The 24,074-nt window shown below is 67.8% G+C and carries 20 protein-coding genes and 3 pseudogenes; 10 read left to right on the forward strand and 13 right to left on the reverse strand.

Going from position 1 to position 24,074, the window contains the following annotated elements:
- Positions 1–168 precede the first annotated feature (168 nt).
- On the forward strand, positions 169–1,074 hold the full coding sequence (locus OG965_RS01340) for an IS5 family transposase (RefSeq protein WP_371648206.1): 906 nt from the start codon (positions 169–171) through the stop codon (positions 1,072–1,074).
- A gap of 406 nt (positions 1,075–1,480) precedes the next feature.
- Positions 1,481–3,262 (forward strand): reverse transcriptase domain-containing protein, encoded by a 1,782-nt coding sequence (locus OG965_RS01345; protein ID WP_371648207.1) that lies wholly within the window; start codon positions 1,481–1,483, stop codon positions 3,260–3,262.
- A 1,235-nt stretch (positions 3,263–4,497) separates the two neighbouring features.
- Here OG965_RS01345 and OG965_RS01350 read toward each other — a convergent pair.
- From OG965_RS01350 to OG965_RS01380, 7 genes and pseudogenes are all read right to left on the reverse strand, one after another.
- Positions 4,498–5,724, reverse strand: coding sequence for an oxygenase MpaB family protein (locus OG965_RS01350; RefSeq protein ID WP_371648209.1), 1,227 nt, complete (start codon positions 5,722–5,724; stop codon positions 4,498–4,500).
- A gap of 246 nt (positions 5,725–5,970) precedes the next feature.
- Positions 5,971–6,735: a serine protease gene (locus tag OG965_RS01355; protein ID WP_371648211.1), complete on the reverse strand. Its 765-nt coding sequence runs from the start codon at positions 6,733–6,735 to the stop codon at positions 5,971–5,973.
- Positions 6,736–6,945: 210 nt separating this feature from the next.
- Complete coding sequence (locus OG965_RS01360; protein ID WP_371648213.1) at positions 6,946–7,437, reverse strand: hypothetical protein; 492 nt, start codon at positions 7,435–7,437, stop codon at positions 6,946–6,948.
- Positions 7,438–7,652: 215 nt separating this feature from the next.
- Positions 7,653–8,066: a hypothetical protein gene (locus OG965_RS01365; protein WP_371648215.1), complete on the reverse strand. Its 414-nt coding sequence runs from the start codon at positions 8,064–8,066 to the stop codon at positions 7,653–7,655.
- Between the two features lie 118 nt (positions 8,067–8,184).
- A pseudogene (locus tag OG965_RS01370) lies at positions 8,185–8,352 on the reverse strand (GlsB/YeaQ/YmgE family stress response membrane protein); the annotation flags it as partial.
- Positions 8,353–9,099: 747 nt separating this feature from the next.
- Positions 9,100–10,119, reverse strand: a complete 1,020-nt coding sequence (locus OG965_RS01375) for a sensor histidine kinase (RefSeq protein ID WP_371648217.1) — start codon at positions 10,117–10,119, stop codon at positions 9,100–9,102.
- A complete protein-coding gene (locus OG965_RS01380; protein WP_371648219.1) occupies positions 10,112–10,738 on the reverse strand; it encodes a response regulator in 627 nt (208 codons plus the stop codon). The genes OG965_RS01375 and OG965_RS01380 overlap by 8 nt, the downstream gene beginning before the upstream one ends.
- Positions 10,739–11,168: 430 nt before the next feature.
- Between OG965_RS01380 and OG965_RS01385 the strand changes: the two genes are divergently transcribed.
- The 5 genes from OG965_RS01385 to OG965_RS01405 all read left to right on the forward strand — a co-directional run bounded on the left by OG965_RS01385 (position 11,169) and on the right by OG965_RS01405 (position 15,937).
- Positions 11,169–12,740, forward strand: coding sequence for a hypothetical protein (locus OG965_RS01385; RefSeq protein WP_371648221.1), 1,572 nt, complete (start codon positions 11,169–11,171; stop codon positions 12,738–12,740).
- Between the two features lie 348 nt (positions 12,741–13,088).
- Positions 13,089–13,721: a hypothetical protein gene (locus tag OG965_RS01390; protein ID WP_371648223.1), complete on the forward strand. Its 633-nt coding sequence runs from the start codon at positions 13,089–13,091 to the stop codon at positions 13,719–13,721.
- 537 nt (positions 13,722–14,258) lie between these two features.
- Entirely contained in the window at positions 14,259–14,603 is a 345-nt protein-coding gene (locus tag OG965_RS01395) for a hypothetical protein (RefSeq protein WP_371648225.1), read from the forward strand.
- A 263-nt stretch (positions 14,604–14,866) separates the two neighbouring features.
- Positions 14,867–15,289, forward strand: coding sequence for a hypothetical protein (locus tag OG965_RS01400; RefSeq protein ID WP_371648227.1), 423 nt, complete (start codon positions 14,867–14,869; stop codon positions 15,287–15,289).
- A 129-nt stretch (positions 15,290–15,418) separates the two neighbouring features.
- Positions 15,419–15,937 (forward strand): RICIN domain-containing protein, encoded by a 519-nt coding sequence (locus OG965_RS01405; RefSeq protein WP_371648229.1) that lies wholly within the window; start codon positions 15,419–15,421, stop codon positions 15,935–15,937.
- Between the two features lie 310 nt (positions 15,938–16,247).
- Here the strand turns inward: OG965_RS01405 and OG965_RS01410 are convergent, their stop codons facing one another.
- The 3 genes and pseudogenes from OG965_RS01410 to OG965_RS01420 all read right to left on the reverse strand — a co-directional run.
- The gene (locus OG965_RS01410; RefSeq protein ID WP_371648231.1) at positions 16,248–16,682 is read right to left on the reverse strand and encodes a hypothetical protein; all 435 of its coding nucleotides are present in this window, start codon (positions 16,680–16,682) and stop codon (positions 16,248–16,250) included.
- Positions 16,683–17,021: 339 nt separating this feature from the next.
- Positions 17,022–17,594 carry an excalibur calcium-binding domain-containing protein gene (locus OG965_RS01415; RefSeq protein WP_371656814.1) on the reverse strand — a complete coding sequence of 191 codons (573 nt, stop codon included), beginning with the start codon at positions 17,592–17,594 and terminating at the stop codon, positions 17,022–17,024.
- Between the two features lie 290 nt (positions 17,595–17,884).
- Positions 17,885–17,998, reverse strand: a pseudogene (locus tag OG965_RS01420) (transcriptional regulator NrdR); the annotation flags it as partial.
- A gap of 235 nt (positions 17,999–18,233) precedes the next feature.
- On the opposite strand from OG965_RS01420, the gene OG965_RS01425 reads away from it, so the two are divergent.
- On the forward strand, positions 18,234–18,587 hold the full coding sequence (locus OG965_RS01425; protein WP_371648233.1) for a hypothetical protein: 354 nt from the start codon (positions 18,234–18,236) through the stop codon (positions 18,585–18,587).
- 330 nt (positions 18,588–18,917) lie between these two features.
- On the opposite strand, the gene OG965_RS01430 is transcribed toward OG965_RS01425, so the two are convergent.
- On the reverse strand, positions 18,918–19,919 hold the full coding sequence (locus tag OG965_RS01430) for an alpha/beta hydrolase (RefSeq protein ID WP_371648235.1): 1,002 nt from the start codon (positions 19,917–19,919) through the stop codon (positions 18,918–18,920).
- A 242-nt stretch (positions 19,920–20,161) separates the two neighbouring features.
- On the opposite strand from OG965_RS01430, the pseudogene OG965_RS01435 reads away from it, so the two are divergent.
- Positions 20,162–21,555: pseudogene (locus OG965_RS01435) on the forward strand (IS1380 family transposase); the annotation flags it as partial.
- A 592-nt stretch (positions 21,556–22,147) separates the two neighbouring features.
- Here OG965_RS01435 and OG965_RS01440 read toward each other — a convergent pair.
- Both OG965_RS01440 and OG965_RS01445 read right to left on the reverse strand, forming a co-directional pair.
- Positions 22,148–22,492, reverse strand: coding sequence for a hypothetical protein (locus OG965_RS01440; protein WP_371648237.1), 345 nt, complete (start codon positions 22,490–22,492; stop codon positions 22,148–22,150).
- Complete coding sequence (locus OG965_RS01445) at positions 22,489–23,001, reverse strand: transposase family protein (protein ID WP_371648239.1); 513 nt, start codon at positions 22,999–23,001, stop codon at positions 22,489–22,491. The genes OG965_RS01440 and OG965_RS01445 overlap by 4 nt, the downstream gene beginning before the upstream one ends.
- A 308-nt stretch (positions 23,002–23,309) precedes the next feature.
- Between OG965_RS01445 and OG965_RS01450 the strand changes: the two genes are divergently transcribed.
- Positions 23,310–23,582 (forward strand): hypothetical protein, encoded by a 273-nt coding sequence (locus OG965_RS01450; protein WP_371648241.1) that lies wholly within the window; start codon positions 23,310–23,312, stop codon positions 23,580–23,582.
- Positions 23,583–24,074 lie beyond the last annotated feature (492 nt).

Genomic DNA, 24,074 nt, shown 5'->3' on the forward strand with positions numbered 1-24,074 from the left:
CCGTCCGGTGTGGCTTGAGAAGCGATTCCCAAACCGAGGGACACGACCGTCGCTCGAACTTCCGTGTGCATCAGGCTCGTTCGGGTGATCGCTTCGTGGCCGGCGCATAGAAGAAGGGCTCCTGCACAGTTCGGTGATCTCGAGTCAACGAACCATCAGGAGGCCCTGGTGTCCCACTGTGCCGTGTTCGCTCCGTCCGCGTCCAGCTCCGGCATGTCGTGCGATTGCATCGCACACCGGCTCGGGAATGCCGCTGACCAGCCCGACCGGACCCGCCGCTACGGCTCCGACCTGACCGACGCGGAGTGGGTGATCGTGCGGCCGCTGCTGCCGGTCCCGTCCTGGCTGAACGGACGCGGCGGCCGCCCGGAGGGCTATTGCCACCGGCAGATGATCGACGCCGTGCGCTACCTGGTCACCGAGGGTGTGCGCTGGGTCAGCCTGCCCGCCGACTTCCCCAAGTGGCGGGCGGCATATCGGTTCTTCCGCCGCTGGCGCGACAACGACTACATCAAGGAGCTCTACGGCCGACTGCGCAAGATGCTGCGCGAACTGGCCGGCAAGAAGGAGGATCCCACCGCCGCGATCATCGACTCGCAGTCGGTCAAGGCCGACGCCACCGTCGGCGCCACTACCTGCGGCTACGACGCCGGAAAGAGGATCAACGGGCGCAAGCGACACATCGCCGTGGACACCCTGGGCCTGCTGCTAGCCGTGATCGTCACCGCCGCGTCGGTCAAGGACAACGACGCCGGCCGCGACCTCCTTGAACAACTGCGCGCCGAACACCACCGCATCACCCTGGTCTGGGCCGACGGCGGCTACACCGGCTGGCTGGTCGTCTTCGCCCACGCCGTCCTGGCCCTCGCGCTGACCGTCGTCAAGCGCAGCGACGACGCCAAGGGATTCGTTGTGCTGCCGCGCCGCTGGGTCGTGGAGCGCAGTTTGTGCGCCACGAGGCGCTCTGTTGTATCCCCGGATTATCCGGGAGGAACTCGGAAGGAGGTTCCTGGGCCTATGACTTACCTGGAGCCGAAAGGCGAAGGGGACAAGAGCATGTCAGGAAACCAGTGACCGGGCCCAGTTGTCAGGGACGGTGCGCTGGGTGGCCCGCGCGATATGGCGAAGACTGAATTGTTTGAAGCCCAATCTCCAGCAGATGCAAGTTCCCATCCGTCGGAAAGACAGCCGAAACCGACGCCGCGATCTGCCCTTGCTTCTTTTGACTTGGCAGGGGCAACTTCCGGTTCACGGAGCGATGCCCAACGAGGGTATTCAAGGAGATGAGTGGGACGCCTACGTCGCGCTATGACGTACAGCAGAGACGAACGTGGGATCGCCTACGGGACGCGAGTCCTATGGCGACGGAGGCCCCGTAGTAGTCGCCGGAGCAACGCCCGGCCAGGGAGGGCGGGAAAGCCGTCCGCAGGGCGAAGGGGGCCAGGTGGTTCGGACACCCGAGACTCGGGAGGTATGCGAAATGCAGAGCGCCGCAACGGTGCTGGGTGTCCTGCGTGAACGCGGCAGGCGTGGCCTGCCGTGCAGTGAACTGTATCGACAGCTGTTCAACCCGCAGTTGTATCTGTTGGCCTACGGGCGCATCTACGCCAACCATGGCGCGATGACGCCCGGGGTCACGCCGGAAACCGTGGACGGCATGTCCCAGCGGAAGATCAGCCGGATTATTGAGGCGATGCGTCACGAGCGTTACCGCTTCCGTCCGGTCCGGCGCGTCCATATCCCGAAGAAGCATGGGAAGACGCGTCCGTTGGGGCTACCGACCTGGTCGGACAAACTCGTGGGCGAAGTGGTTCGCCTCCTGATGGAGGCGTATTACGAGCCGACGTTCTCCGATCGCTGTCACGGATTTCGCCCTCGTCGTGGATGCCACACCGCTTTGCGGGAAGTGGGACACACCTGGACCGGGACGGCCTGGTTCATCGAGGGCGACATCGCTGACTGTTTCGGCAGTTTGGACCACCAGGTTCTCCTGGCGATCCTTGGCGAAAAGATCCATGACCAGCGGTTTCTGCGGCTGGTGCGGAACATGCTGACAGCCGGATATCTGGAGGACTGGAAGTGGGGAGCCACGCTCTCCGGAGCACCGCAAGGCGGAGTGGCCTCCCCGATCCTGTCCAACATCTACCTGCACAAGTTGGACGAGTTCGTAGAGACAGTACTGATTCCGGAGTACACCCGAGGGGAACGTCGGGCCCGAAACCCGGCGTATTTGGAGTTGCAGAGTCTGCTGCGGACAGTCCGTCAGCACGGCGACCGGCCTTTGGCTCGTGTCGTGCGCCGGCGGATGACCAGTCTGCCGAGCGCGGACCCGAATGATCCGCACTACCGGAGGCTGCGTTACGTCCGCTACGCAGACGATCATCTCCTCGGTTTCACCGGACCACGAGCCGAGGCCGAGCAGATCAAACAACGCCTGGAGGCGTTCCTGCGCGAGGAACTCAAGCTGGAGCTCTCCCAGGAGAAAACTTTGATCACTCATGCCCGTACCCGGGCAGCGAAGTTCCTCGGCTATGAGATCGCGATCCAGCACAACGACACGAAGAAGACCGGCCGTTACCGGCGCGTCAACGGCCAGGTCGCCCTACGTGTTCCCCGGGACGTGATCAAAGCCAAATGTGCCCCCTACCTCGCCCGCGGTGATCCCGCGAAGCGAAAGGAACTCGTCAACAGCAGCGACCATGCGATCGTTGCCACGTTCGGGTCCGTCTATCGGGGCATCGTCCAGTACTACCTGCTCGCCGGGGATGTCTCCAGGCTGCACCGGTTGCGATGGGTCATGGAGACTTCCATGCTCAAGACCCTTGCGGCCAAGCACCGTTCGAGCGTGCCGAAGATGGCCGCAAAGCATAAGGCCAGAATCGACACCGAGAAGGGCCCACGAGTCTGTTTCGAGGCCCGCATCGAGCGGAAGAACAGGAAGCCGCTGGTGGCACGGTTCGGAGGAATTCCCCTCTATCGGCAGCGGTCGGCGAAAGTAGTCGACCGACGGCCGGTCTGGGTTGACTATCCGCACAAAGAGCTGGTCACACGGCTCTTGGCGGACACCTGTGAGATCTGCGGGAGCAACGGTGATGTCCAGGTGCATCACATTCGTGCTCTTGCTGATCTCGCCCATGCCGGATGGCCGCCGTCCGATTGGGCGCGCGTCATGCTCGACCGGCGCCGCAAGACAGTTGTGGCCTGCGACGCTTGCCACGACCGAATCCATGAGGCGCAAGCGGCCAGATCATTCACGTTGTGATCACTGGAGAGCCGGATGATCGGGAAACCGTCAAGTCCGGTTCGGCGGGAGGCCGCGAGGAAAAGGACCTGACCACAGGCACCTCGCCACGCGGCCGACCCAACCTCCTGGCTGATCCGGGCCCGGCGCCTGGCCCGGGGCTACGAGACCCACATCGACAGTGCCGAGGCGATGGCCTGGTGGGCCGCGAGCATCCTGGCCACCCGCCGCCTGGCCCGCTCCGGCCGACCCGCGCCCCGCCGGGTCAAGCAGTCCGCGGCCTGAACAGCCCCGGCCGCCCCTCGGTCAACCAGCCCCACTCGACCAGCCGCTTCGCCCGAAACCGCGCTGCCTGCTCCCGCGCGTCACTGGCCGACCAGCCCAGATGCTCGCGCATCGCCCGTGCCCGCACTCTGTTCCCGCCACCGGTGGCATCCTCCTGGACCAGGGCCACGATCCGCGCGCACTCGGGCGGCAGCACCTCGATCCCCACCCCCTCGCGCCATAACGGGACCTTCACCCGCGGCCCAGCAGCACCCGAGGCCTGCAAATCCACCGACGCACCGACCACGACGGCTTCCCCGGCCGCCTCGGCCAGGGCCTCGACCGTCTCGTCGCGGGCGGTGACCGCGCGCCGCGCGCCTCATCCGCCTCGGCCACAGCAGCCTGAAGCCGCTCCAGTTCGGCCCGCAACTCCTCCGCCCGGGCCAGCGCCACCCGCTCGCGCCTCTCCAGCACGCCCCGCACCGACGGCATCCGCCACCTCCCAGCACGCCCCGCACCGACACGACGCTTCGAGCATGCCTACCGACCGACGGCCACACCTCACCTGGGAAAACGTGACCCTACCTTCGGTTTGGGACTCGCTTCTGAACGGCTCTGTCGCACATTCGGTGGTGACGTAGAGTCATTGCTGCTCGGGTGTCACGGCGTTGGGGTATTCGCGGACGAGGCCCGGGCCCGGGTTTGCGCCTGCTGGCCGTTCCAGTCCCGCGGCTATGCGAATCCCGCAGGCCGAGGCTCCGAGTGCACGTACCACCGTTCGGGTGACCAGGACGGCGAGCCGGGCCGGGCGGCCCGCAGGTGCCGCATAGCCGCGCGGGTCTTGGCTCGCACTGTGGCACCCCTCGTTCCCTGTTGAATCAGCGTGTTGAAGCCGATCCAACAGGGGTGGTTCTGTGCCAGGTTGGCGTACGTACTGGGCACCCGACACCGGCCGAACGCCGTGGAGGCAGCGGCTTTTGACCTCGGGTAGGTCAGCGGGCGGGCATTTGAAGGTCGTAGTCGCGGAAGTCGACCGCATACCAGGCGACCATCTGCGACGCGATCTTGAACATCTGGCTATGGGTCGAGGCGAGGAGCGGGAACTTCTGCTGGACCTCGTAGGCGGGACGGAACAGGTACGGGGTGAGCGTGGCGACGGCGGTGTCGAGGGGTGGGTTGGCGCGGATGTGCAGCACGTCGGCGACATGCGCGTCCATCATCCGAACCATGGACGCTCCGACGGCAGAGGCGCCGGGGAAGATCTTCCGGTCCATCCAGTCCAGCATGTTGCTCGCCAGCTTGATCCCCTCGTCGGACGAGGCTCGGTGATGCGCGGCGGCATCGGCGAGGACCAGGTTGGCTTGCTCCATGGACTGCGGGTTGTACTTGTCGTCGATACCCAGCAGCCGCCCACCGATACGCATCGTGGCCGTCAACTCGTCGGCCTGTCGCGCGGTGATCTGAACGTCATACTTGGCCGCCAGCTGGACGTTGTAGGCGCCCACATACATGAGCTCCTCGACCTTCAGGCGCTGGCTGATCGGCATGCCGTCCCGGGTACGGTCCCAGCCGTGCGCCAGGGCCATGTGACGGGCTGCGGCGTGCACGAGCCGCAGCTTGACCAAGGTGATCAGCGCACTGCCCGACGGATCCCAGCTGTTGCCGCCGAGCATGTCCCACATGGTGTTCATCGTGCGGGAGAAGCGTCGGCCGATGTCCATCACGAGGTCGAACTTCGCGGCCCATACCGATTTGGCCAGCAGCGGGTCGGCCAGCGCGGCGAACAAGCCACCGAACGCCTCGGCCAGCGTGAAGGCTTCCATGTTGGACTGGATGAGCTTGATTGTGTCGCCGTGCGCCAGCCGGTCGACGGTTGATTTCTCTTCCGCGGTCAGCACGGTGTTGCGTTGCAGGAAGTCGCGCAGCACCGGCGGTGCCTCGGCGGGCACTGGCTGGTCGTTGCGGGTCCAGGCGTGGAAGACCTGATTGGCCAGCGCCATCTGGCCTGCGCGGACCAACTGCTCGATGACCTCATCGGCTTCGGGGTCTCCCTCCTTCACCGCCTGATCGCCCGGCAGCACCCAGGCCGGCTCGGGGCCCGCAGCGGCAGCGGGGCTGCGGCTGTCCTCCGCGTGGGCAGGAGTGGCGCTGGGCAGGCCGGTGGCCACACCGGCGGCCAGGGCGGCAAGAGCGGTCCTTCGGGTTACGGATTGGGTCATGCGCCTCATCGTGCCGGGTCGCTTCTCGGCGTTTCCAGTGATCATCGCGGAGGTCACTCGGATGGCTGATCCAGCGTCAGATCGAGCGAGCCAGCCGCTCACGCCTTCGGCGTCCAGGGCGGCAGCACACCCGGTGTCGACGCGGTGACGGCCCAGCGGTAGGTGAGCTGGTCGGGCCGGGGTTCGGTCGACAATCCGGTGACAACGAGCTGCCGGTACGGCGCGGAACCTCCGCGAGCACTTCACTCACTGCGATTCGAGCCATGACTTGAAGTAGGACACGCTGCTGAAGAGGGAAAGCGAATCGGTCTCGCCACAACCGCTGCCGCCGGAGATGATGCCGACGACCGCGCCGTTGATGGCGGCGGGGCCGCCAGCGTCGCCGTTGCAGATGGCCCGACTGCCGTCGGCGGGGCCTGCGCAGAACCTGCCCGTGGTGTCGAAGGCCGCGCCGGGCTCGCTGTAGGCGGCGGCGCAGGACTGCCGGCTCAGGACCGGGAGTTTGGCGGTCTGAAGCCGCGTGGGCAGGCTTGCGCTGTTGCGCTGGGTGCGCCCCCAGCCGGTGACGGTGACATTCGCGCCGGCGGCGGGCTCACTGGTGGCCAGTCGGGCGTACTTCACGCCGCCGGTCTCAGAAGCCGACTTGGCAAGGGTTACAACCGCGACGTCGTTGGCCAGGGTGCCGTAGTCGTAGGACGGGGGGACGCTGATCTTGGCGACCGGGCTCGTCTGGGGCAGCTTGTTACGGTCCAGGCCGCCCCACTGGACCTCCAGTTTGGAGGCGGTGGCGCCGTCCACGCAGTGGGCGGCGGTGATCACCTTGTTCGCGCTGAGCAGGAAGCCGCCGCACACGTGGGATTTGCCCTTCCAGCCCTCCATTCGGACGCTGACCTGATAGGAGGCGGTTTGCGCCGCGGCGGGACTCCCACCGACGATGGCGGTGGCGGGCACCACGTTCAGGGCTGCTGAACCCAACACAGCCACAGCACAGACGGCGACCTTGCGCAACATCAAAAGATTCCCTTTCAGGCAACACAGCGGTGACGATTCTCAACGCGAACCGACAGCAGCTCTAACGAACCGCGTTGCGTGAGGTTGCGACACGGACAAACTGTCACGAACCACCGCGCTTCCCGATTTCGGTGACAATCCACCCAACTTCGCTGTCCCAGGTCAGTTGGCCTCGCCTGGCCCGCTCAGGCCAGCCGGCACCGCACCGCGTCAAGCAGTCCGCGGCCTGAACAGCCCCGGACGCTCCTCGGCCGACCAGCCCCGCGCCACCAGCCGCTTCGCCCGGAACCGGGCCGCCTGCTCCTTCGCCTCGGTCGCAGGCCAGCCCAGATGCTCACGCATCCGCCGTGCCCGCACCCCCTCCCCGCCAGCCGTGGCCTCGCGCTCGACCAGGGTCACGAACCGCGCGCAGTCGGGCGGGAGCACATCGATCCCCACCCCTTCACGCCAGAGCGGGACTTCGACTCGCGGTCCGACACCGACCGCAGCCGACACCGCCGCCGGCACATCGGACACCACGGCCTCATCGACCGTCTCGGCCAAGGCCGCGACGGTCTCCTCGCGAGCGATGACCGCGCGCCGCGCGGCCTCATCCGCCTCGACCACAGCAGCCTGAAGCCGCTCCAACTCGGCGCGCAACTCCTCCACCCGCGCCAGCGCCACCCGCTCGCGCCGCTCCAGTACCCCCAGCACCGACGGCATCCGCCACCTCCAAGCACGCCCCACACACGACAGTCCGAGCATGCCTACCGAAAGGCGACTACACACCTCACCTGGGAAAACGTGACCGTACCTTCGGTTTGGGAATCGCTTCTCACTGCAGCTGATCGTCAACCCGGCAACGGACCGCCCCTCTCCTTGCTGCACCAGTGGCCGGGCACGGCACTCGGCCACGAGAGTGGGAACACACCCACCAGCTAGGGCGTGGCGGGCGGTGTCGGGGCGGGGCGGTTCCACTCCTGGGCGATCCAGGCGTCCACGCGCGACCACTGGTCGGTCAGCCAGGACTCACGGGCCTGGTCACCGGCTGGTATGGCGTGGTTGGGCACACTCCACCACGTGGCGCGGACCGCCGTGCGCAGGGGGATCGACTGCCACAGTCGGGCCGGCGAGTCGATGCGGTCGAGCCCGGTGTGCGCGACGAAGGCGACTGCCGCTCCGGCATCCCCCGCCCCGGACAGCGCCGCGAGCGAACCCTCCATCCTGGGCGGCAGGACGTGCCGCTGGCGGCGGGCGCGAGCCGCGCGCCGGACCTGGCCGGTTCGGTTGAGCCAGCCGATGGCCCGACGCCTGCGACGTTCCGTGAAGTTGCCGCCCTCGGGGAACATCACCAGCGCCTCCCCCGGGCGTAACGCCGCCGCCAACCTGTTTCCCGCGCGGTGCCGGCGCCCGGACAAGGGGCCCAGACGAGGAATCCGGCTGCGGACGGACGCGGAGCGGCCGTCGCGGTCAGCGCGAACGCTGCCCGGTGAAGAGGCGGTACAGCAGGAGCACGATCACCGAGCCGACGATCGCGGCGATCCACGTTGAGGGGTGGAAGAAGCCGTTGACGGAGTGCACGCCCAGGATCGCCTTGCCGAGCCAGCCGCCGAGCAGACCGCCGACAATGCCGATGAGCCCGCCGCCTCGAGCTCCAGCAGCCGCGCCACCAGCACCGGCCTGGACACCCCCAACCCCAACGCGGCCTCACCACACCCTCCCGGCTCTCCCATCCCACACCTCCCGACGCCCGAACTCGACGCCGACCACCGTGCCCCCGACCTGCCCCCGAGGGGTCAGAAGTGCCGTTCCCATGACAGCGGAACAGGAAAGGGTGTACCTCCCTATGACGGCCACCACGGCACCACACACCGTCCCATGTCAGTGACTCCCCACACTCAAAACCCCACCACCAGCGAGCACACGCTGACCTGACATGCCGTCACTGACACCCACCACTGACGCCAAACCGGCACGTCGCAGCTCGGCTGGCGCCAGCGTGGAATCACACCGTGGTCGGCGGCCGAGCTCAGGCGACTGGCTCGGCACTGGCACATCGATCCGGGCCTGATGTTTCTCCCGGCGGGCCACCAGCCGCAAAGTTCGAGGACCCCAAGCTGCCCGAACCCCAAGGCTACGGCCCCACCAGACCCTTGTGGGCATCGTCGGCAGGCCGACGTCGCGCGTGCCCTGCGCGACCCCAAGGCCGGCGACCTTCTCCAAGCCCTGTCGACCGACTGACCCGACTCCGCACCCTCGCGGCGGCCGGGCGTTCGCGGGCACGGTGGGCTCCCGCTGGCCGGGCGCCTCTTGCCCCCAACTCACCGCACCGGGTTCAGTTCCCGGCCGGACTGGCACCGGCCCACACGGGCGCTCGCCGACGCGTCAGGCACGGTGCCGCAGCGGAAGGGTGGCCCGCACGACCGTGCCACCGCATGCGGGGGCGGCCACAAGGAACGTTCCGCCGTACGCCTCACACCGCCAGCGCATCCCTTGCATGCCATATCCCCGCGCTTCGGCCCTCGGTGCGGCGCCGGACAGACCCACGCCGTCGTCGCGGACGGTGATCGACAGCCGGTCGTAGCTGTGGACGAGAGCGATGTCGGCCCGCTCGGCCCGGGCATGCTTGACCACGTTGGTGAGCGCCTCCTGCACGATGCGGTAGGCCGCGAGACTCGTACCCTCGTCCACGACGGCTTCGTCCTCGCCCTCGATGGCGACGGTCACGCGCAGACCGTTCTCGTCCGCGACCCGTCCGGCCAGCGCCCGGACGGTCGGCGCGAGCCCGAGCCCGCGCAGAGTCACCGGATGCAGAGTCGCGATGATGCTCCGCAAGACCGTGGCCTGATCGTCGAGACGGTGCATCGCATCCTGTGCCGCCAGCTTCAGGGCATGCGGATCGGACGAGGCCCGCGCCACATCAAGCTGACGGCTCGTCAGGGCTAGCAGTTGCAGGACCTCGTCGTGCAGCTCCCCGGCGATCAGCGCCGCGTAGTGCTCCTGTCGGGCGATCAGGGCCCGTGCCCGGCTCTGCCCGAGGAGCGCTTTGCCCTCCGGCCAGGCCCGCACCGCGAAGACCGCCGCTGCCAGCAGCAGTGCCGCGCCCACGTAGGCCGCCCGCCCCGCCGCCGGCCCTTGGGACAGGGCCAGCGTCACAAAGGCACCGGCAATGAGCACGAGGACGGTTCGTACGCGCGACCTGGGGCCGGCCAGGACGGCCAGGACTGCGGTGGCCATGGCGACGGCCGTCGCCGCCACGGGGCGGACCGGAAGCGGGTCGTGCGAGAGGAGGTCCGCTCCGTACGCCATCGCCCCCACCAGGCTCAGCGCCAGGCACAGGTTGCGAAGGAGCGCGACCGCCTGCCGCCGGCGCAGCGTGGGCCGACGGAGTTCGGCCCTAGGCACGGACGTCGCCCTGCTTCCGCGCGTAGGCGACGAGGTCCGCGCGGGTGACCAGGTTCAGCCGGCCGCGCAGCGAGGCCCGCACGTTCTCGACCGTGCGGATGCTGACGCCGATGCGCTGGGCGACCTCCCGGTTGGTGTGTCCGGCGGCCAGCAGTTCAAGCACCTCGCTCTCGCGCGGCGTCAGCATGTCCATCTGCTGGGCCACGCCCCCCAGGTCGGCTCCGAGCGAGGGCTGTACGTAGCGTCCTCCCGCGGCCACCGTCGCGGCCGCCAGGGACAGTTCAGTGACCGAGGTGTTCTTCAGCAGGTATCCGGTGGCGCCCGCGGCGAGGGCCTTGCGGACCAGCAACACGTCGTCGTGCATGGTGTGCATCAGGATCGTCATCCCGGGGGCGGCCGCGAGCAAGCCGGGGATCGCGTCCAGCACGGGGCCCGAATCGAGCACCATGTCCAGCACCAGCAAGTCGGGGCGCCGGCGCGCGACCACCGTCTCGGCCTCCTTCTCACCGGCGGCCTCCCCCACCACCGTGAAACCGGCACGTTCGAGGAGTGCCCGGGTGCCCGCCCGCACGGTCACATGGTCGTCCGCCAGAACCACGCGCACGGAACCTGTCAGCACGGAACGAGACCTTTCGGACTTGCGGGGAGCGGTCGGCGTGCCTGCACCCGGGGACCCGGGGTTCCGCACACCCGGGTTTCCGGGGATCCGGGAACCCGGGGGGCTGAATTCGACTCGCCGATGCACGGAGCGGAATTTCTCTCCACTCTCCGATGCCTCACGAGGCTTGTCAAAATCGGGACAGACCGTAATCGGACCGTCGCTCGGATCGGCAGGAGTGATCAAGGGAATGGTTGATGCGGTAAACCCACATGCGGCTTGCGGACTTGCACGGATGTCCCCGGTGACGGGGCCAGCGACGATGAAACGGTCCGCACGACAAGAAGCGTCCTCGCATTCGCCGCCCATGGGCGACGGCCACAGCGCGCCTTCCCTCAACGCGCCGTATCGGCTCGCTTCGTGTCGTGAGTCCAGATGACGCAAGGAAGACATGAGCCACCTCACAAGACGACGTTCCTGGCTTGTCCGTGCCGGCACGCTGACCGCCGTCGTCGCGGTCACTGCGGGATCCGGCGCGCAGCTGGCACTGGCCGCTCCCCTGCCGACCGCCGCCGAGATCATCCGGGAGCCGAAGCCGGGCCTCACCGGCTATCACGGCGTAAAGCCCGGGGACCTGGAAAAGATCCTCGCGGGCATCAAGCGGCCCGAGGGCGATGCGGGAAACCACATCGCCGACTGGAAGGGCTTCTACATCGCCGAAACGGTCAATCACGCAGCCGGGTACGCGATAAAGGGAAAGAGGGCCGGTGGAATCGTCAAGGTCACCCTGCCCGTGGACATCACTATCGCCACGGTGAACATCAAGAAGAATCCAGGTGAACTTACCGATGATTTCAAGGCGCGGCAGGTAAAGCGCATCAAGGACGAGTTCGGCATCCCGGCGGACGCGCCCATGATGGATTCACTGGCGAAGGACCGCATAGTCCTCAAGCTGCCGGAAGAATCCGAGTTCGGAGGGTTCGAGTACGTCGTACCGTGGAAGTTGGCGGAACGCGGAACGGCGACGAAGGAAAGAGAATTCGCCCCGCGCAATGAGGGTGTGGACGAGGCGTACGCCTTGTCGAACGCCGCGCCGGCCGTGGCGGCGGAGGGATGTGCCCCGCCCACTGCTCGCGCCAAGCGGTCCGCCAGCCGGTGCGCGGATCTGGACTGGGAAACCGTCCGCGACGAAGCGAAGAAGACCGTCGGCGAAGTCGTCCAGGACACCGAGCACCTGGCCAGCCTCCCCGAGCGCACCCTGCAGGGCCTCAGCAAGGCGGAGGCCCATACCGTTGCCGTGCGCACGCAGGCCAAGCTCGGCACGATGAGCGGGGTGAGGACGGCCGCCGAAGCAGCCGGCGTCGCCGCCTGGGCCTACGGCATGGGCGTGGCCTTCACCGACCAGCGGGCCACCACCCTGGACAAGGTGGCGGCCACGACCGCCATCGTGCCCGGCGTGGGGAACGCTCTCGGCATCGCCGACGGCATCGAACACCATGACCCCGAGGCCGTCGCGGCCAACGCGGTCGCTCTCGCAGCCCTGGTGGCGGCGCAGGCCGTGCCGGTGGTCGGCGAGCTCGTCGACACCGCTCTGCTCGCCGAGCAGATCGTGGACGTCGTCATCGACATCTATCAGCGCACGGCGGCAACACCGAGGCCTGCCACCCCGCTTCCCTCCGGCGCGCTTCCCCTCCTGCCGCCGGCCAAGCCCTCGCTGGACTGCAGCGTGCTGGCCCTCGACATGGACATCGTCTGGGACACGACCGTGTCCGTCCCGGACAAGACCCAGCTGGTCATCAAGGAGCGGGGCGGTAAGGAATTCACCTACCCCGCCTCGGCCGGGAAGGCTCCCGGCTGGCTCATCGCCAAGGGCATCGGCCAGGACCGTACGTTCGACGTCTTCTACCGGGTGACGAACGACCAGGGCAAGACTCTGGAGTCGAGCAGGCGTGCCGTGGTGAAGCAGACCGTCAAGGACGCGGGTTTCTACTGCACGGCGACGGTGTCGCAGGAGAGCTGGTGACCGGCCGCCCGCACCGAGCGGCTGTCGGCGACGGTCGCCGCCGGATCCCGGCGGCGCCCTCCGTCCCCCGTACCGACACCGCACACCTGACTGTGCGGACGCCCTGACCGAGCGGGGGGCGGGGCACCACGTCCCGCCCCCTGTGGGGCAGTTGGCGCGGCGCGCAGTCCTGCGCCGCGCGCCGCCGATGGCGCCGCGCGCTCACCCGAACGCGGCGCCCCCTCCCGATGCACGTCGTCGTCCGGCAGGCCCCGGCGGCCACGTGCCCCTGCCCCAGACCCCGCTCCGGCCCACCCGGAACCACCGCAGCGCACGGCCATCCCGCGCCTGCCCCTTCGAGAGGTATTCATGACATCCCCGCTGACCCGCCGAGGCCCGCGATACGCGGTCCTGGTCCCCCTGACGGCCGTCATCGTTGTCGTCCTGGCAGCCGTCGCCCTCCTCGGAACCCGCACCATCCTGTTCTGGTTCAAGGAGCAGACCGGTCAGGGCGCCTGGCACCTCACCTATGAGGGAACGTCCAACGACGGCCGGGGCCGGCCCGCGAAAGAGGTCCGATACGGGCACGATGACTATGCCGAGCAGCGGTACAAGGAGGAGAGAGCCGCCCCCGTGCGACTGCCCTGGCGCCAGGAAGCGGTGGTCGACACGGGCAACGAGGCCCGCGTGGAGGTGGTTCCCGGCACGGACGGCGTCGCCTCGTGCCGCATCCTGCTCGACGGCGTCCGCGTGGTCGCCGAGGGGACGTCACCCGCGCCGGGCAAGCCCGCGGTCTGCCGGGTGACCACCCCCACCACACCGGAGAAGTGGCCCTGCGGCAAGAGCGTCAACACCGCAGGGTGCGGCGACGAGACCCACGCGGGAGCGCGGACGCTGGGCGGTGAAGATCTGCCCGTAGTGCGCGGCCATCACATCGGGGTCGGTGGCAAGGGTGCGGGCGGGGGGTCGTTCCCGGCCAGGCCGAGCCGAACGGGGCGGTGACGGCCAGGCATTCCTCCGCTGCGCGTTGGTCGTCGTCTTCGTCAGTGCGGGCACCTGACGCCCGGGTTCGGATGGTTGTTCTGATCGGGTAGTGAGAGCGCCTTGCCGGTTCTGGGCTGATTCTGGTCTTGGGCCTTTCAAAGGCCTCACCTAGGTTGTTCGTATGGGGCAATCATCCGAGGACGCTGCGCGGCGTCGAAACATACCTGCCGCCGTGGAGGCAGCTCTCTGGGCTCTCAGCAGCGGCCGCTGCTACGCGCCTGGGTGCCCTTCCCCCGTGATCTATGAAGTCCGCCCTGGCGTCTATCAAAAGAACGTCCAGATCGCCCACATCATCGGAGTCAAACGCGGTGCCGCCCGTTACCGCCCCTGCCTTCCGAGGAAGAAGCACGGGACCGAGAGTCATTCAAGAATCTGCTACTGCTCTGCCTCGCGCACCACGCCGAAGTCGACGACAAGAACCATGGCGAGGAGCTCTACCCACCCGAGCTCCTTCGCAAGTGGAAGCGTGACCACGAAGGCAAGAACGGCGGGGGATTGGACCAGATCGGCCCGATTAGCGAAGACCGGCTCACCGCCCTCCTCACCTCAGTGTTCACCCCACCGGTGACGCGGTTGGAGAGGATCGCCGACCAACTGGAGCGGACGGGAACGCTCACATCGGAGGCTCTCAGCGAGCTCCGCAACATCGTCACTGTGATGTCAGACAGTCCCGGAAGCCCTGACGTGCACACCGCGCGGAACCTGGCGTACGCGGCAGAGGTCTTCAATACCCGCACCCTTCAGACTTCCGCACAGTCTCTCGCGTACGCTGCCGAACGCCTCCCATCGGTCTTGAAGCGGCTCGACCAGCGGATCAAAGCACTCGGGAATTACACATAACGCTGGTACGACGCGGCGATATCACCCCCCATAGCGTCTGTGCTCCGCAACCTGCCGCATCGCGGCGGCGGCGGACACACTCCCGCGTGCCTGCAGCGCCCCGGTGCGAAATGACCGACCAGGTGCGATGCCGGGTTCGGTGGGGTGCGCAGGAGGACCCTCCTTGGCCTTGACCGGTCTATCCCCGCACCCGGCCAGCGTGGGCCCCTGATCCCTGTCGATCAGGCCGGACGCCGAAGCGGGTGTACGTCCAGCCTGCGGGGATGGACAAGTTGATCGAGCTAATGAACAGCTCGCTCATATCCGGCGGGGTCATTGCCGTCCTGGCGTCGTGGCTGGCCAACCGTGCCCGTACCCGCCAGGATCAGCAGACCAAGATCGGGGCCCTGCCGGTACACGCGGATGCGGTGACGGTGACCGTGGCGGAACTGCAAGCCTCGGTCTCCGCCAGCCAGCTGTTGTGGGAAGGCCCAGTCGAGCACGCGGTCGGGGCCCTGCTGGCCGTGCTGGTCTCCACCGCCGATACCGCCCAGGCCCGGATCAACGGCGAAACGGACACGCAGAGCCTCCGAGTGGGCCTTGGGCCTGCGGTCGAACGGACCCGCCGCTGTGCCGGGTCAGAGGACCGTGCAGTGCACGGGCGTGACGGTCCCCGGACATGCCGTAGCGCGATTCAATTTATTTGATCTTGTTCGCGTCCGTGGGGCACCATAGTTGACGACAATCTCCAGTCGGGCTAGGGGCACCCGGCTGGAAGTCATCCGGTCCGAGGCCGCAAGTGCCCCCGCTCGCATAGCTTTACGAGGAGCTTCATCTTGAACCGCAAGCGCACTTCGTTCATCACCGGCCTGGCGTTCGCGGCTTCGGCCGTCACCGTGACCCTCACGGCTTCCCCGGCGTCTGCCAGCAACCTCGCGAACACGCTCGTCAACGCCAACAGCGGCAAGTGCCTGGAGGTGGAGAACTCTTCCACCAGCAACGGCGCCCGCGTGCAGCAGTGGGACTGCAACGGACAGCCCAGCTCGAAGTGGAAGGTGATCTGGGCCGGCGGTGGCGGCTTCAACCTCGTCAACATACACAGCGGCAAGTGCCTGGAGATCGAGAACTCCTCCACCAGCAACGGCGCCCGCGCGCAGCAGTGGGACTGCAACGGACAGCCCGGGGCCAAGTGGACGGAGGGGGACGGCGGAAACGGCCACCACGTCTTCAAGAACAAGAGCGGCAAGCTCCTGGAGATCGAGAACACCTCTCACGACAACGGAGCCCGCGCGCAGCAGTGGAGCGACAACGGCCAGCCGGCCGCCCGTTGGGACCACTACGGCCCCAACGCGTAGGGCCCCCTGCTCCCGACCTGTGTAGCCGAGGTTCTGTCCGGCCAACGCCGAGCACGACCTCAACGCTTTGGGGGGATGCGCTGGTGACGAAGCCCGCCGGCCCTCGCACTGACCGACACCACGACACCGCCCAGGGCACCCCGGCCACACAGCCCGGGGACACCACCATGCCACCCGGCAGGACACGAAGAGCGGGGCCGCTGCCGTGAGGCAGCGGCCCCGCTCTTCGTGTCCTTTGAATCTCTGAGGGCCACGGCTGGGCAGTCCTGTTACAGGGGCTGCCCAGCCGTGCTGATGAACCATCGGAGACCTACGGGTTCACGACATTGCCGTTGCGGGTGTGGAACAGGATGTTGCCGCTACTCAGGCTCTTTCCGCAGGAGAGATCGTCTTCAACGGCGGCACGGGACGGGGCGCCGCCGAACGGGCTGGGAATGACGTGCACGTACGTGTACTTGAAGTCGAGCACCAGCGTGTTGCCCTGGCGCGCCGATCCTTGGACGATGCGCTTGCCGGTGAGGATCGTCGAAATCGTCGGATTGGTGCCGGTCCAGTCACTTCCCTCTTCGCAGTTGACCCAGTACTGGAGGCCGGTCGTGCCGCCCGCTGCTGCGGCTCTTGCGACAGTTCCCTCCGGGGCGTGAGAGGGGGAAGCGGTGGCCGTTGCAGTTGATGCAAGCGTGGCCAGAGCTGCCGTACCGAGAACGGCCCCCACGAGCCGCGTTCCCTTCCGGGCAATGGACATGGTGATCTCCTCGTATCTCTGTGCCGCTCTCGGTCGGACCCGAGAGGTGGACAGAGACCACCTAAATGACCACGAGTCAAGATTCGATCAACATCTCCTCAATGCGTGGAAAGAACTGGTGAGGGTGATGAGTGACCGGCTCAGGCGAGCTTCGCTGTGTTGAGGCAGGCATTCGTAGTCCCTCATTGCGGCGGGTGCAGCCCAGCGCGGGCGCGATGACCCTGCCGATGGACAGGACCGGATAGACCGAGCCGAGCAGCCGGTTCTGCCCGACCGTTGTCGTCCTCCCCAAGCTGGTGGGGCCAGGGGGCGGGGTGCGGGGTGCGGGGTGCGGGCTGGTCACTCACAGGCGACGCCGTCGCCGTCGCGGTCGAGGTGGGATCCATAACCGGGCTCTCCCCGATGGATCGGAGCTGCGCCTGCCTGCCTGACGGCGGTGCAGTTCCGGTACGAGACGCTGCCGCCACCTCCCCCGGTGCTCGAGCTGCCGCCGGATGACGTTCCCCCACTCGCTGGTGGGCCTGCGGGGGGCCTGGCCTTGCTGTCGTCTGCTGCCGACGGCTGCGGTCGGCTCGGCGGCTGCTCAGGTACTTCCTGTTGCGGCTGCGCTGGGGCGCGAACAGGTGGGGGCGGCGGTGGCGTCGGGGTGGCCGCTGTGCCGGGAGTGGAGGAAGGGGGCGCCGGTGTAGCCGAGGAAGCAGGGACGGAAGCTGGTGGAGCTGGGGCCGCCGCGGTAACGGTGACGGTGGTGGCCGGCTGCGGGCGGGGCTTCGCGTCGTCCTGCGTGTTCTTCGGGCTGGAACCGGCGACGACCAGGACCACGAACCAGATCGAGGCCAGGACCACGGTCACCGCTTTGCCGGTCTTTGCCCAGCCGACCATAAACGCGAGTGCGGCACCCAGCGGGGGCATGACGAGCGTTGCGGCGATCACGGCGGGAACCGCCAGCAGGGGATGCCAGCGGCGCGATGGAAGTGGCTGGAACGGGGCGGCATCAGGGGGTGGGTACACGGAACTCCAGACCGGTAGGAGACGAGGCAGGCACCGCGTCGTACCTGCCGCACAGCCATCCGGTGTCCTGTCCAAAACCTGGCGAGGATGGGCTGCAAGGGGGCGGCATGCCGCTACGGCAACGATCGCGGCACCAGCGCGGATTCACCCGTCCAACGCCCCTGCGAGGCAATGGTTACCGGCAACATGCCCCCGACGACGCGCACCACCTCCTCGGCCCGCTGCCTGAACTTGGCGAGGCCGTCCTCGGTGACCGGCCGCCCCTGGAACGCCTTGCGGACGCCAGAGATGACCTTGGTGCGCGAGAGGGATCGGCCGAACAGGCCGAACGCCGCGAAACCGGCAAAGACAAGCATCAGAACGAGCAACGAGCAACGAGTGATCACATCAGGTGAGAACAGGGCTCGCATAGCGGCGGCAGGGCGCAGGCTTGGAGCAGGGGCTGTACCTGCTGCTCGGAGAGCGGCTCGCCTGAACCCGTGGCGATGCCGAGGACGTCGCGCAGCCGACCGCCTGCGCCCTGCGGGCCTGGCCCGCCCCTTGCTCGAGCTGGCGGCCTTTCTGGACTCCGAGGGCATCCCCGACTCTGTCCTGACCGGCGAACGGGCCCTCGTCTACATCGCCCACACCGCCGAGGAAGCCACAGGCGCCCGCTACAACTATGACTTGGTCACGTCCGAGCAGGTCCGGCTCGCGCTGCGGGCGCTGTATCGGCTCAGCCTGATCGACCACAGTCCCGCCACCCCTGATCAGGCGGTGCGGGTTCACCAGCTGATCCAGCGTGCCGTCCGCGACAGCCTCGCCCCCGACCGGCGCGACAGGGCCGTCACGTCAGTGGCCGACGCTCTCCTGGATGCCTGGCCGGCAATCGAATACGACACTGCCTTAGCCTGACGCGTTCACCGGGCAAGTCCGGATCTTGATGTCGGAACGCAGAAGTGCTCCCTGAGTTGTGGTGATCCGACTTGTCGAAGATCAAAGCACCGCAGCCGGGAGCAGTTTCACGTGAACGCCACAACGTCTCGTTCGAGGCTGTCTAATGCGCTCGGGGTTTGACGGAGCCGGGATGCTGGACACTTGTTGGTCAAGAACCTTGGAGGGCTCCGTGTCACGCAGCTATCCGCCTGAGTTCCGTCGCGAGGTTCCTCGACTCGACCTCGTTGCTACGGGACGCCTGGCCGGCACGTTGTCCATCCCGCGACCGACTACCGCCGGAGGAGACCGTCAGTTGGTGGCGAGAAGGTGCTCCAGCCAGTTGCGGCGTGCCGCGACAGCGGCCTTGCTGATCCGCGCCTCGGGGGCTTTCCGGTCGAAACCGTGGATTCCGCCGGGCCACACGTGCAGCTCGGCTTCGCCGCCGGCCTGCCAGATCCGGTCGGCGTAGGCGAGGATTTCATCGCGCAGGCACTCGGCGGAGCCGACGTCGAGGAATGTGGGCGGCAGGCCGGCCAGGTCAGTGGCGCGGGCGGGCGCAGCGTACTGCGGCACGTCAGCTCCGCCCTGGACGTCGCCGAGCAGCGAGCTCCAGGCGAACCCGTTGCGGCTGCGGTCGAACAGTTCGACGTCGTCCATCTGCAGGGCCGAGGCGCTGTCGTTGCGGTCGTCGAGCAGCGGGGCAATCAGCAGCTGGCCGAGCAGGCGGGGACCGCCCTTGTCGCGCACGGTCAAAGCGAGCGCGGCGCTGAGGGTGCCGCCGGCGCTGAAGCCCGTGACGACGATGCGCTCCGAGTCGATGCCGAGCTCGTCCGCGTGGTCGGCGACCCACAGTAGACCGGCGTAAGCGTCGTTGATCTGGGCGGGGTAGGGGTGCTCGGGCGCGAGCCGGTAGCCGACCGAGATCAGCGTGGCCCCGAACCGCTCGGCCGTCTCGAGTATCTGGTCGAGCCCGGTGCGGTGATCGCTACCGTAGAAGCCGCCGCCGTGTATGAAGTAGAGCGCCGGCCGCGATGCGGGCGCGCCGGAGGGTGTGCACACCAGCAGCGGGATCTCGGGGGCGCCGTCCAGGCCGGGCACCGAAGGCTGGAAGACGGTGAAGCGCCCGCCATGGCTGAGGTCCTCGAGCACCGCCACTGCGGCGTCGGCCTCCGCGCGGATCACCGACAGCTTCTCGAGGCTCATCGGCGCCAAGTCTGGTTCCTCCGCCAGGTAGGCGTCATAAGCGACCTGAAGTTCGGCATCGAGAGGAACGGGAACGGCGGGCACGGTCTTTCCAGGTTCAAGATCCATGCGCGCACGCTAGCGCCCCTGCTCCTTTCGCATCATCCGGTTTTCAACACCTTGCCGATCGCGCAGCAGGGCCGGGCGGATCAGCGGCGTGGGCCAGGCGTGGGCCAGGCGTGGGCCTGCTCGATCTCGACCAGTCTCACCGAGCAAGTCCGGATCTTGATACCGGAACACAGAAGTGTGCCCTGAGCTGCGATGATCCGACTTGTCGAGGATCAAAGCACCGCAGCCGGGAGCAGTTTCACGTGAGCTCTACAACGTCTCGTTCGAGGCTGTCCGTAACGTCCGACGGGCGAAGTGTCGTCTCGCATGCCGGGCCCGGCTGCTGGCCGATCTGGCGGAGGTGACCACGCTGACCAGTGTCTTCGGTGACGCGCTGGCCGGAGGACGACAGCGCACCGGCGGCCACGATCCGGGCCAGGTGATCACGGACATGGCGGTGATGCTCGCCGATGGTGGCGAGACCATCTCGGATCTCGCCGTGCTGCGGGACCAGGCCGAGCTGTTCGGGCCGGTGGCCTCCCCGGCCACGGCATGGCGGGTGCCGAACCGAATCGACGAGGCGGCCCTGGGCCGGATGCGGGCGGCCAAAGCTGCGGCCCGCGAGATCGCCTGGGCGCAGCATGCCGACACCCATGAGAAGTTCCCGCAGACCAAAGCCGCTGGGCGGGCGATACCGGGGCAGGTGGTGGACATCGACGCCACCATCGTGATCTGTCACTCGGAGAAGGAGCAGGCGACACCGACTTGGAAGAAGACCTTCGGCTATCACCCGATCCTGGCCTTCCTGGACAACACCGGCGAGGGGTTGGCCGGGATCCTGCGCCCCGGGCGGGCTGGGTCCAACACCGCCGCCGACCACATCACCGTCCTGGACCACGCGCTTGCCCAGATCCCCGACGACCGGCGGTATGGGGTCGCGATCCTGGTCCGCACCGACACCGCCGGCTGCACCAAAGCGTTCCTGGCACACATCAGGGCACTGCGCGCCGACGGGGTCGACGCCCGGTTCTCCGTCGGCGCCCCCATCGACGCCGAGGTCCGTGACGCCATCAGCGCGCTGCCGGCCTCCGCGTGGTCGGCCGCGATTGACTCCGACGACGAACCCCGTGACGGCGCGCAGGTCGCCGAGCTGACCGGTCTGCTCGACGCCGCCGGGTTTCCCGAAGGCACCCGGTTCACCGTGCGGCGAGAACGCCCGCACCCCGGCGCTGCCCTGGATCTGTTCGACACCGTCGAAGGCTTCCGACACCAGCTCATCGCCACCGACAGCCCTCCCAGCACCGGACCTCTGGCCTTCATCGACGCCCGCCACCGCGCCCACGCCCGCGTCGAGGACCGCATCCGGTGCGGCAAGGACACCGGGTTCGGCCGCTTCCCGTCGCGCCAGGCGAACATCAACGCCGCCTGGCTGGAACTCGCCCTGGCCGGCATCAACCTCATCGCCCGGACCCAGATCCTGCTCCTTGACGGCGAACTGGCCAAGGCCGAGCCCAAGCGACTGCGCTACCGACTGTTGCACACCGCCGCTCGCATCACCCGCGGCGGCAGACGGACCTGGCTGCGGATCGCCGAACACTGGCCCTGGGCCCGGGACCTCGTCACCGCCTTCGCCCGCCTGGCCGCGCTGCCCCGTCCGGCCAGCCCGCGCCTCCGCTGGCGCCCGGCGGTCGATCCGCTCCCATCCCGCCGGCACGACGCCCTGATGTGCCCGATCGACAGGGGGAACGCTCTGTCGACTCGCTTTACACAATCCGGCGAGCTGTAACAGCCGCGGTGTTCCTCGCTGGCGCCCCAGGGGTTCCCTGCGGTAATTCTCCGTCCTGTCGGGGGAATTACACTCGGCGCGCTGCCGCGTGTACCGGGCCAGGTCGCGACGGGCCAGCAGCGCGTGCAGGTCCCGGCGTTGGTCGTCACTGTGGCCTTCCCGCGGCGGTGAGGGTGGTGGAAGCCAGGCCGCCCTTCGCCTGCCTGTCCAGCAGTCGCGGTCTGGATTCTCCGGCTCCGGCAGGGCGTTCGGGCAGAAGAGCCTAGAGTTCACGGTCCCATGTCACGTCCGCAAGTCGTCGATCACGTGGAAAGGCCGCCCGGTCCGAGGTTGACCAGTGACAGATCCACTCAATGGAGGGGCGGTCAGCCGAGACCGCCCACCCCACTCGACACCTACACTCCCAACGAAGCCTGTGACCAGGTCAGACAGCAAAACGCTGCTGGAGTTCCAGGTCGCCCGTTCAGTAGTACATGAAGGTCGGGATCAGGCCGCCGCCGCTGGCATTCGGTATCGTTACCAGCCCACCGGAGCCGACGCCCCTGCTGTTCGCGACGTTGACCACGTCGTAGACCGAGCCATAGTTGCCCATCCAGTGCCACGAGGGGTCAGACTTCTGAGTCTTGCAGGCGCTGACAAGCTTGATGCCCTCCTGGGCAGTGAGAACTTGGTCAGCCCGCGGGGTGTAACACCTGGCGTTCGGCGTTGTCGGCGCCTGCGGCGCAGGTGCGGCGGAAGCCGGAATCGCCAGGCCGATCAGCAATGTCGCGGGTGCAGCCGCGATGGCGAGGGTGCGCAGTCGGTTCATGGTTGACCTCCCTGGCTAGCCACCTGTCTCGGAACCGAGATCTGAACCGACCGTAGAGTCGCCAGGCCCAGTCCCGCCATTTGGGTGCGTCCATTCGGGTGATGGCGAGGTGTCGATTCGGGGATTCTGTTATTCGGTGCGGGGGCGTCTGACCTGGAGCGTTTCACATGTAGATCGTGAGAGTGAGGATCGCGGCGGCGACTGACGTGAGCTTGTTCGGACCCAGACGGGCTGATATGGGCTTGCCGCAAAACTCGCCACTGCCTGGTCTGGGAGATGGTGCGTTCGACAGGGGCCCGGAGTGCCACGTGGACCTTGTTCGAGGCCTTGTGCTTGTCGGAGAGTTCGGCCATTCGGCGGCGCTTGACCGGCGTGATTACGGTGTCGGCGCTGCGCTCGTCGGCCTCGCCGACGAAGCCTTCGTCCACGCCATTCCTCCGTCGCCAGCTCTTCCGCTGTGTGCGTCGGCTGGATGCGAAACCAGCTTGGGTGCGGAGGCGGCGGAACACTAGGGTCAGTCCCGTGCCTCAACCGAGACGAAGCCTTCGACGCGAGCTCGCCCGCCGCGGCGGCGCCACAACAGCCCTTCGCTGACGGCTCACCCGGCCAGCCATCCACACGGCGTGCCGACGGATGCGGGAGGAGTCCTTGGGAAAGCAGCTCTCCCGGTCGTTAATCCAGAGGCATCCAGGACACAGGTTGCCCGGTCTCCGCGACGAACGGCGTTGCCGCATCATCAACGACCGCGGCACACGACAGCCCCAGAATGTCCGGAAAGTCCGGGTCGCGCACGTTGGAGGGCAGGAGAGGCACAGGAGTGCAGTACGACGAAGACGACTACCGTGACGAGCTCGACTACTTCGTCCGGCACGCCCACGAGCACACCGCGCACCTCCCCCTGCTGCACCAGACAGCTCAAGGCCTCCTGGGCGAAAACGCATCCCGCACGCTGATAGAAGAACTCACCCTGCACGTGATCACCGACATGTTCGAGCAAGGCGTGAAGCCCGGCGACGATCCCGACCCGGCCGACTTCACCCCTGGAACCTCTCCCCCCAGGCCGCCCTCGAACAGATCCGACACAGGATGAGTTCCTCCCCACAACCCGAACACGAACTCGCCGCCTGGCCCCGCCACGCCACAAGCAACTGACAGCTCCACGTACCCAGACAACAAGTCGAGCGACCAAAGACCGGCGCTGCTTGTGCTGCGGTCCCGTACCGAGACGGCACGCATCGATGCCTATAGCGACGCCGTGTGGCCGCACGAGGCGGTGTCCTTCTACGAACGTGCACGGTCCATGGGCCGGGACACGGTGGTCCGTGGCGCGCTCCCCACCACGCGTAGATCCGTGCCGTGCTCAAGGCGTTGATGAACTTCTGCGGCGAGCTGTAGCTCACGTCACGCGTCCAAAGCCTGGCGACAGTTCCGTTCTCCGCGCCGGCATTCCCCTTCGGGGTGAGGCACTTGCCGCCGGCTTCGCGGTAACCCGAAAGCGGGTGTGCACGCTCCGCGCGGCGGGTCCGCGTGCCCGCCGGGGTCCGCAGCTCCGGCCGACGCGCCCGCCTGTCGCCGCCTGATC

Source organism: Streptomyces sp. NBC_00224, assembly GCF_041435195.1.
Taxonomy (GTDB): Bacteria; Actinomycetota; Actinomycetes; order Streptomycetales; family Streptomycetaceae; genus Streptomyces.